Raw genomic sequence first — 7818 nt, 5'->3', positions numbered from 1 at the left:
TGAACACTTATAAATCGCTCATTTTAAGCTATTCAGCAGATTATAGAAGAATTTTAAGGAAAAATCATGAATAAGAATCAAGATCAAGAACTGGATTATAGAATGGATTCTGTATCAGAAAATGTTTCTGAGAATGCTTCTGAGAATGCTTCTGAGAAAGTTTCAGAAAATGTTTCTGATGCCCGGCTTTCCCAGATATTCGGGGAAGCCTTGGGCGATGAGCCTTCGAAGGAAGAAACGCTGGCGGCTTGGGAAGCTTTCGAGAAGAAGCATATTTCTTCTGAGGAGGAACATCTACAGAAGGCAGAAAATGAATTGTCTGAGAAAAAGATAGAGGATGAAATCGGAAGAGAAAATGGAAACGAAATCGAAAGGGAAATCGAAGGTGAATCTTCTTCCAGAAAGGTTTCTAAAGCCCGAATCCTGACTTGGATTACAGCATCTGTAGCTGTAGCGGCAAGCCTCTTCCTTTTTATTTTCCGTTCATCCCAGGAGATTTCTCAGCCTACGGAGTTCTCCATGGAGCTTTTCTCAGAGGTCACTTCTCCCAAGCAGGTAGAGCAGACCCTGAGCGATGGCTATTGCGTGGTTTCTACCCCGGCAGCAACCACCACATTGGTAACGCTGAGCGATGGCACCAAGGTGATGCTCAACGCCAATTCTACGCTCGAGTATCCTGCATCTTTCGATGATGCAGAAGTCCGGGAAGTCCGTCTGAAGGGCGAGGCTCATTTCGAGGTAACCAAGAACCCTCATCGGCCTTTCGTGGTAAAGGCGGGCGAGATGCAGACGCAGGTATTAGGTACCATATTCGATGTGAAAGCCTATCGCAAGGATGCCCCAAAGGTAACCCTGATGCAGGGCAAGGTGAAGGTGAGCAATGCCGATACTGAGGTGGAAATGCGCCCAGGGCAGACTGCTACGCTCCAGGCGGATAAGATAGTGGTGTCTAAGGCTTCCTCTTCAGCCTCCGATTGGCTGGAAGGCGATTTCGATATGGATCAGGTTACGCTGGCAGAGGCGATGAGCGACATCGGAGCCTGGTACAACAAGACCGTAGTCTTCCAATCCCAGGCGAATATGGATAAGCTCATCCACTTCCGCTTCTCCCGCAGGGCAAGTCTGCAGGAAATCATCACGGCGTTGAACGAGATGGGTATGGCAAAAGTCAGAATAGAAAAGGGCAAGATCATGGTGCTTTAAGCCATGGTCTTGCCCCTTTTCCTATTCCATCTCCCATATCGGCATAACCTCAATCCTTATCCCATCTCGTTCGAAGGTCTCTCGTTGGGAGAAAGTGATGATTTTTCCCTGTTTGCAACCTGTAACCGAGGAGGCAGCTATCAAGCCTCCTATCTCTCGTTCTACGTTATCATCATTCAATGTCCAACAGACTTGTATCAGCTCAGCTACACGCTCGCCCTTTTTCACAACGAAGTCGCATTCCTTCGATTCATAGAAGTAGAATATCCCGTCCTCTTCTCCAAGCGTTCTCTCTAAGTTGAGATAAACGATATTTTCCAAAGCCTTGCCTGCATCTTCGCTCTCAGGCAATAATACGGCATTGCGCAGGGCAATGTCAGTCACATAATACTTGGCAGGAGCAGAACGCTGTTTTACCATCGACTTATCGTATTTTTCCACTTTGCGAAACATGAAAATGTTGCAAGCATAGTCGAGCCACAGATAGAGGGAATCCTTGGAGACCTTTAAACCTTGCGATTTCAAGTCGTTATAAATATTGTTCACGCTAGTCGGCTTCGTGAGATTGTTCATCACACGCTTTAAAAAATAACGCACCACCGAAGGAGAAGCTCCGATATGATAATGCTCCACCATATCCCTGAAGAGCATGGTGTTGAAGTAAGACTGCAGGATTTTTACTTTTTCCATCTTGCTTTTTTCGAGAACAACCTCTGGAAAACCGCCCTCCTCGCAATAACCGCGGAAGGAGACCGCCATCTTTGCCTTTCCAGCTTCGCTAAATGGATTTGCCTTGGTGCCTTTGAACGCCAAATATTCCTTGAAACTCAAAGGATACTCGCGATATTCGTCAGGCCATCCTCGCAAAGCGGAAGCCATTTCTTCAGAAAGCATCTTGGCTGTGCTACCTGTTACATAGATATGCTTGCAATAATTCTTATACACTCGGAGAACAAAGAGTTCCCAGCCCTCTATGAGTTGTATCTCATCAAAAAACATATAAACATCCTTAAGCGATGTATCAGGATACATTTCACGATAAGCTTGCAGCAATTCATCGAAGTTTTCGGGCGACATGGAAAGAAAACGTTCATCGTCGAAGCCAACATAGAGGATGCGCTCTTTTGGAGTTCCTTGTTGTAGCAGACGATTAATCGTAAGTCCCAATAATGATGACTTTCCGCAACGGCGAATGCCAGTAACAGTCACGATGCGGTTTCCATCCAACGGAAGTTGGGTGCTTCTCTCTTGCAAGGCAAAAGGTAATTCCTCTTGGTGCAAGGAAATGATTGACTGAAATGTGCTGCGTAGTTCCATTTGTGTACCTTCTTTATTACTGATTATTTTATTGTTAATATGTAGCTACCTACACTCGGTTGCAAAGATACAAACTTTCCTTCTAAAAAGGAAAGAAATCGGCAATTATTTCCTTTTGAAAAGGAAAGTTTCTGTTTTTATCTAAAATCTCTTTTTGCTCTTTAAAGCTCTAGTTGTTGTCTTGTAGTAGCCATTTCCAGATAGGTACTACCTCTATCGTATAGCCATCTGCCATTATTTGGGTCTGGTAATCACGGGTGATGATGTAACCGTGATAGCCTGGAAAGGCTTTCTTTTGATAATTTGCTTGTCCATACAGAAATATTTTAAAGTATACTTTGCAAAAATCCGAAAATATTTCTAACTATACTTCGAAATAATCCTAGAAAGCGGTTTGTTTAAGGAAAATTAATGTTTTTCCTATGATTTTCTGTTCCTAAAGTGAAAAGCAAATGGATTGGGCTTGCCTTCTAGAGAAGAGGGGATTTCCCTGGGGGGCTGCGTTCCAATTAGCTTGCTCCGGTTGGCTGCGTTCCGGTTGTTCCAATTGTTCCAGTTGTTCCAGTTGTTCCAATTAATTTTGAGTGGGTTCATATCTTTCGTTTGTCCTTTCTCTTTATTTCTTTATATTATATAATATATTGATTATTAGTTAATTATATATATAATATATAAATATATATATAAAAATAGGGGTAGAAGGGATATGCTGAAAAATTAATTGGAACAACTGGAACTGGAACGCCTTCTCTTCTTCTAGAAGGCTTATTATCAGACAGTTAATGCAAAAAGTGGCATTCCAATTAATTAGAAGCAGTCTCAGTGTCTCAGTGTCTCAGTTAAAAAATAAGGGGGTATCATTTTCCCCTTTTTCTCTTTCTTTCCCTTTTTTACTTTTGTAACTTGTTGATTATTAATTAATTATATATATATGTATAATATATATAAGAATAAAAGAAGAAGAGGGGGTACTTGAAAAACAACTGAGACAACTGAGACTGAGACGTTTGAAGCCTTTAGTAGAATTGAGAAATACTTATAACTCGCTAAGAAGCAGACACTTATGAGGTTGTTGGCTGCCCGTCTCAGTTTATGTTTTTTCTTCTCGTAATCAGAAAAAAGAAAATATTTCTTCCAAAAAAGGGGCGTTTTTCGGGATTTTATTCGTATTTTTGCCCTGTCGTTTGATACGATTTCAACAAAAACAATTCAAAACCAAAATAAACTGTTGGATTATGAACATATTGAAAAAGCTATTTGGTGGGCAAAAAACTACCGAAGAAGTGAGAGAAACGAAGGAAAAGGACTTCGACAAGGTGAAATATGATGGTGTGCGTGCTCTCCGTATGCATCAATTTGACCTTGCTGCCAAGTTTCTGGAACAAGCTCTGCAGCTGAATGCTGAAGATCTGGAATGCCGCGACTATCTTTCGCAGGCTTACATCTCTATGGGCAACCTGCAGCAGGCTTACGCCCAGTTGCAGAAAATCTCAGAGGCACAGACTGACAACGTGGCGGTGTTGCTGCGTATGGCGGATGTGGCGTATATGATGGAGAACTATACTGCCATGTCGGAGGTATGCGATAAGGCTCTGCAGCTGGATGCTGAGAATGTAGAGACGTATTTCTTCTATGCCAGAGCCTGCAGAGGGCTGGGCGATGCCCTCCGTGCTGTGTCGATGCTGACTGAGGCGATAGGCAAGCGTGAGGATTTCTATGCCGCCCGATTGCTTCGTGGCAGCATCCTGTTGGATCAGGCTCAGCTTTCCGAGGCAGAACTCGATGCAACTTTCCTCTATGAGCATATTCCGGGCAACGAGGATGTGCTGTTGCTGAAGGCTCGTGTAGAGAAGGCGCAGGGAAAGATGGAGGAGGCTGAACAGACCTACGGTAAGGTGATGGATGTTAATCCTTTCTCTATTGATGCGTATCGTGAGCGCAGCGAGGTTCGTAGAAGTCTGGGTGATAGTGCCGGTGCTGCCGAGGATGAGGCTGCTGCCAAGGAAATGGGTGCCGAAATTCCGGAACCATCAGAGGGAATAGAGCAGAAAATAAAGGAAAAAATGCAGCAGATGGACCCCTATAAGGTTTTCCATAACGAATACTGAATAATAGAATTTCATCTTTCTAACTGGAAAAAAATATTTTCCCAGTTAGAAAGATTATTTTTTATAACTACAAGTCGTCGTTTTATCTGATACCATTATCTCTATCGCTATTGTTCAGCTTACGGCTGCCTGTATGGTATCTGCGGCCATGGCTGAAGTTGAAGCTGGCAGCAAAGACAAGCATGTTGCCCTGGTCAGCAAGGCGTACCTTGTTCTTCTGCTGCACATACTTGTTGAAAAGTTCATCCTTATACACGCAGCCATGAGGATAGAATACGAATAATCCGAGAACGCCAAACTGCCAGTTCTTATAATTGTAGGTTACGGCAAGATTGGAGGTTGGCTCTCCGCCGTTTGTCTTTTCTCCCCAAAAACTCTTTTCCACCTTATAGGCACCATAACCAATGTTCCAATTGCCCGTCATGTACCGAATTTCTGCTCCATAACTGAAGTAATTGAACTCGTGGGAATAATCCAAACCCTTTGTCTTGACATTCTGATACTCGCACATAAGGTTCAAATCCAGATGATCCTTGATGAGGTGAACTTCAGGAGTCAACAGCAGGTGCTTGTAATCATGACTCTTCTGATTCTCCGGTTTGCTCACAAAGAGATAAGAGCCATCCTCCCGCTTTTCGGGCAAGATAGAAGTAGCTATAGGCTTGTCGTAATACGTCCAGTTTCCCTCCAGGTACACAGACATCAGCGGAATGTTCCAGGAAGCCGACAAGGTATTGTTGTAGCCGGTAAATGGCTTCAGACCGCTATTGCCGTCACGCGCCTCAAAGCTGTTGGAATATTGGCGCAACTCGCTCAAGTCGGAAAGGCTTGGGATGTCTGACGTGATTTTGCTGCTCCATTTAAAACTCAGACGGTCGCTAGCCTTTGCCTGTAAAGTTACCTGTGGTCGAAACAGCCATTTGCTGTATCCGTTCTCCCCCTGATGGATTGAAGACCTGGTTGCACCAACTCCCACCTGATAACTGAACCACTTCTGCTGTCCCTGTAGCTGGGTGAAAAGATAGAGATTGCTGTACTTCAATTCCGTATCAGCATTACTGCTTCCCACATAGATGTTATCTGTGTGGCTGATATTATATTGTCCACCTACCGATAAAGCCATCTGTTTCCAGTTCTTGCTGTATGTTCCTTCACCAATAAGAGAGCGCTTTCTACCAGTTGCATCATAACTGTAATCGGTCAGCGGAGCGTTCTTTACAGATTCATCCGGCGATTTGTTGAACGTATATTCCCTCATACGATACTGGTAATCTGTGCCGATGTAAGTACCCACCAGGTTCAGAGCCAGGTTCTGGTCATGGGGCATGTTGAGCGAATAATAAATGTCCAGAGATGGAATCTGCTCCAGCATTTTTCTGTTGTTTTGCAGATATTGATTTGCCTTGCCGCTTTCCTGATAAAGCTGGTTCATGCCTCTCACAGGACTGTTGTGATTGTAGAAATTCAACCGTACATTCAATGTATATTTGTCTGGCTCACTAAGATTATAACCCAACTGTACATTATTGGTGGTGTATAGGAACGGAGAATCATAACCTAAATAATTGCGATGTAGAGTTTCTCCTGTGGGCAGATGATAAGTACCGAGACTCTCATAGCTTCGTTCCTCTACCGAGCGATAGGAGAAACTGTAGTTGATGCTGAATTCCGATTTCTTCACATTGTATTTGAAATAACCGTCGCTATTATTGAAACCTGCCTTGGTGCCTTGCATCGTAGAAACTCCACCCACATAACCGGCATAGCGTCGGCGGACCTGGTAGTTGATGACTGCATCCAGATTGCTGTCTCCATATTTGAGTCCTGGAACATTGATAAATTCCACCTTTGTAACTTCATCCGGCTGCAAAGCCAATACATCTTGCATGCTAGCCTTGACATCGTTGATGCGTATTTGCACATCTCCGCCCTTTAATGACAGAACTTTGCGTTCTGCTCGATTTACGATAATGGTAGGCAAAGACAAGTTGTCCAACAGATCATAACCATTGGAAGCCGTTTTCACCTGCTCTTTTGTAGGGAAGATGATTTGTCTATCTACTTTTTCTACAACCTTTGCGGCTTCAACGGTCACACCTTTCAACAAGTATGAATTCGCCTGCATCCTCACATTTCCGATACGGGCAATAGATACCAGCTTGCAAATCGTCTTGTAGCCTACGAACGAAACCTTCATGAGGGCCTGTTTCTGCTGGCAGGGGATGACGAAATCGCCATTGGCGTTGCTCACGCCTCCACAGAGAAAGGAGGAATCCTTCGGGTTGAGCAGCTGGATATTGGCGAATTCTACAGGAAGATTGTGATTGTCTATCAGTCTGCCTATCAGCTTGCGCTCGCTCTTGCGTATGCATTCTACCGTGATGAGGCTGTCGCCCACGGTCATCTGCATTGGATAGAAACCGATTACCTTGCGGATGGCATCGGGAATATTGGCTGTCTTCACGTTCTGGGTAACTGTGAAATCCTCCAGTTCGTTGTAGATGAAACTGATTTTGTAGCGCTTGGAAGCCTTGTCGAGGTCGATGAGTACGTCCGACATGCTGCGGTCGTGATAGTTGCGCTGGATGTGCTGTGCGCTCATCGCCAGGGCGAACGTGCACAGCAGGAATATGATGGCTGAAAATCTTCTCATAATGATACTTTTTAACTTTTAACTTTGAGCTTTGAACATAGAACTTTATGATTACTTTGAGAGTCGATAATATTATGCTTACTTTTGATAAGCTTGTTATTTTACAATCAGCTCGTTTTGTTGCAATTCGATGTTTACATTCTCGAATTGGTTCAGTTCTTTTACGATGTTCTCGATGCTCGAATGACTGTTCCATTCGTAATAGAGGCGGAGGGTCTTGTCCTCGTTATTCTCAAACTTCACTTGTAAATCATAATAAGAAGCAATCTCTGAAATCATCTGCTCGAAAGCCACATTCTCGAAAGTCTTGTGAATGGCTGGCTTTTCTGGTTTCGGATGAGTCAGGGAATCCGTTGCTGCTACCTGCTTTGCGGAATCTGATTTTATGACTTCCGGATGAGTGTCTGCGGTTACCTGGATTGGTTCCTGGCTGCGCTTGATGTAAGTATGGATTGCGGCAAAGGCAATACCCGAAATCAAGACAAAGCCGGCGATGGATGCTGCCAGTTTACGCCAGGAAGTTATAGGATGGGATGC

The 7818-nt window shown here is 43.9% G+C and carries 5 protein-coding genes; 2 read left to right on the top strand and 3 right to left on the bottom strand.

Annotated features, from left to right (window positions below; all coding sequences use genetic code 11):
* Positions 1-66 precede the first annotated feature (66 nt).
* Positions 67-1203, top strand: coding sequence for a FecR family protein (locus tag F7D73_RS06860; protein WP_153123354.1), 1137 nt, complete (start codon positions 67-69; stop codon positions 1201-1203).
* A 21-nt stretch (positions 1204-1224) separates the two neighbouring features.
* Here the strand turns inward: F7D73_RS06860 and F7D73_RS06855 are convergent, their stop codons facing one another.
* Entirely contained in the window at positions 1225-2520 is a 1296-nt protein-coding gene (locus F7D73_RS06855) for an ATP-binding protein (RefSeq protein ID WP_153123352.1), read from the bottom strand.
* 1235 nt (positions 2521-3755) lie between these two features.
* Here F7D73_RS06855 and F7D73_RS06850 point away from each other — a divergent pair.
* On the top strand, positions 3756-4628 hold the full coding sequence (locus F7D73_RS06850) for a tetratricopeptide repeat protein (RefSeq protein WP_153123351.1): 873 nt from the start codon (positions 3756-3758) through the stop codon (positions 4626-4628).
* 82 nt (positions 4629-4710) lie between these two features.
* Here the strand turns inward: F7D73_RS06850 and F7D73_RS06845 are convergent, their stop codons facing one another.
* Together F7D73_RS06845 and F7D73_RS06840 are read right to left on the bottom strand one after the other, a co-directional pair.
* The gene (locus tag F7D73_RS06845; protein WP_153123349.1) at positions 4711-7281 is read right to left on the bottom strand and encodes a TonB-dependent receptor; all 2571 of its coding nucleotides are present in this window, start codon (positions 7279-7281) and stop codon (positions 4711-4713) included.
* 96 nt (positions 7282-7377) lie between these two features.
* Positions 7378-7818 (bottom strand): DUF4974 domain-containing protein (locus F7D73_RS06840; protein ID WP_153123347.1); only part of this gene is annotated, 441 nt, incomplete at its 5' end.

Source organism: Segatella copri, from assembly GCF_009494395.1.
GTDB lineage: Bacteria > Bacteroidota > Bacteroidia > Bacteroidales > Bacteroidaceae > Prevotella.
The sequence above is the reverse complement of the archived record's forward strand: the minus strand, read 5'-3'. Positions and strand labels throughout refer to the sequence as shown.

Bases quoted from the DNA above. Each gene is read 5' to 3' on its own strand.
- F7D73_RS06860 (WP_153123354.1), top strand. From the start codon at position 67: ATGAATAAGAATCAAGATCAAGAACTGGATTATAGAATGGATTCTGTA.
- F7D73_RS06855 (WP_153123352.1), bottom strand. From the start codon at position 2,520: ATGGAACTACGCAGCACATTTCAGTCAATCATTTCCTTGCACCAAGAG.
- F7D73_RS06850 (WP_153123351.1), top strand. From the start codon at position 3,756: ATGAACATATTGAAAAAGCTATTTGGTGGGCAAAAAACTACCGAAGAA.
- F7D73_RS06845 (WP_153123349.1), bottom strand. From the start codon at position 7,281: ATGAGAAGATTTTCAGCCATCATATTCCTGCTGTGCACGTTCGCCCTG.